Annotated in this window: 1 rRNA gene; it reads right to left on the bottom strand. The window is 48.5% G+C overall.

The annotated features are described in order from the left end of the window. Positions 1–55: 55 nt before the first annotated feature. Positions 56–1,616: ribosomal RNA gene (locus AC1RPY_RS07555) — 16S ribosomal RNA — on the bottom strand. Between the last annotated feature and the right edge of the window lie 170 nt (positions 1,617–1,786).

Genomic DNA, 1,786 nt, shown 5'->3' on the forward strand with positions numbered 1-1,786 from the left:
CCTCAAAACTAAACAAATTTTCGACAAGTGTGTAGGTTTCCGTAATATTCCTTAGAAAGGAGGTGATCCAGCCGCAGGTTCTCCTACGGCTACCTTGTTACGACTTCACCCTAATCATCTGTCCCACCTTAGACGGCTGGCTCCTAAAAGGTTACCTCACCGGCTTTGGGTGTTACAAACTCTCATGGTGTGACGGGCGGTGTGTACAAGGCCCGGGAACGTATTCACCGCGGCATTCTGATCCGCGATTACTAGCGATTCCAACTTCATGTAGGCGAGTTGCAGCCTACAATCCGAACTGAGAACGGCTTTAAGAGATTAGCTTAACCTCGCGGTCTCGCAACTCGTTGTACCGTCCATTGTAGCACGTGTGTAGCCCAGGTCATAAGGGGCATGATGATTTGACGTCATCCCCACCTTCCTCCGGTTTGTCACCGGCAGTCTCATTAGAGTGCCCAACTAAATGCTGGCAACTAATAATAAGGGTTGCGCTCGTTGCGGGACTTAACCCAACATCTCACGACACGAGCTGACGACAACCATGCACCACCTGTCATTCTGTCCCCGAAGGGAACGGCCTATCTCTAGGTTTGTCAGAAGATGTCAAGACCTGGTAAGGTTCTTCGCGTTGCTTCGAATTAAACCACATGCTCCACCGCTTGTGCGGGCCCCCGTCAATTCCTTTGAGTTTCAACCTTGCGGTCGTACTCCCCAGGCGGAGTGCTTAATGCGTTAGCTGCAGCACTGAAGGGCGGAAACCCTCCAACACTTAGCACTCATCGTTTACGGCATGGACTACCAGGGTATCTAATCCTGTTTGCTACCCATGCTTTCGAACCTCAGCGTCAGTTACAGACCAGAGAGCCGCTTTCGCCACTGGTGTTCTACCATATATCTACGCATTTCACCGCTACACATGGTGTTCCACTCTCCTCTTCTGCACTCAAGTTATCCAGTTTCCAATGCATTTCTTCGGTTGAGCCGAAGGCTTTCACATCAGACTTAAAAAACCGCCTGCGTTCGCTTTACGCCCAATAAATCCGGATAACGCTTGCCACCTACGTATTACCGCGGCTGCTGGCACGTAGTTAGCCGTGGCTTTCTGGTTAGATACCGTCACTAGGTAAACAGTTACTCTTACCTACATTCTTCTCTAACAACAGAGCTTTACGATCCGAAAACCTTCTTCACTCACGCGGCGTTGCTCCATCAGACTTTCGTCCATTGTGGAAGATTCCCTACTGCTGCCTCCCGTAGGAGTTTGGGCCGTGTCTCAGTCCCAATGTGGCCGATCACCCTCTCAGGTCGGCTACGTATCATTGCCTTGGTGGGCCTTTACCTCACCAACTAGCTAATACGCCGCGGGTCCATCCAAAAGTGACAGCTTACGCCGTCTTTCATTATCAAACCATGCGGTTTAACAAATTATGCGGTATTAGCACCTGTTTCCAAGTGTTATCCCCCTCTTTTGGGCAGGTTACCCACGTGTTACTCACCCGTTCGCCACTCATTATCTTCGGTGAGTGCAAGCACTCGGTGAAGATAATGCGTTCGACTTGCATGTATTAGGCACGCCGCCAGCGTTCATCCTGAGCCAGGATCAAACTCTCATATAAAAAGTTGATTGCTCTTATTGTTTTGTTACTTTTTGAAACTAGCGAATTGACTTCGCAAATGTTTGCTCTTAACTCTTAGTTAAGAGACCCTACACATTTGATTTGTCGAAAATTTGTTCAGTTTTCAAAGATCTACTTGGTTGCTTTTGACAACTTTTATATCATATCAA

It is taken from the genome of Dellaglioa sp. CoH-56-MRSF-12, from assembly GCF_056782075.1.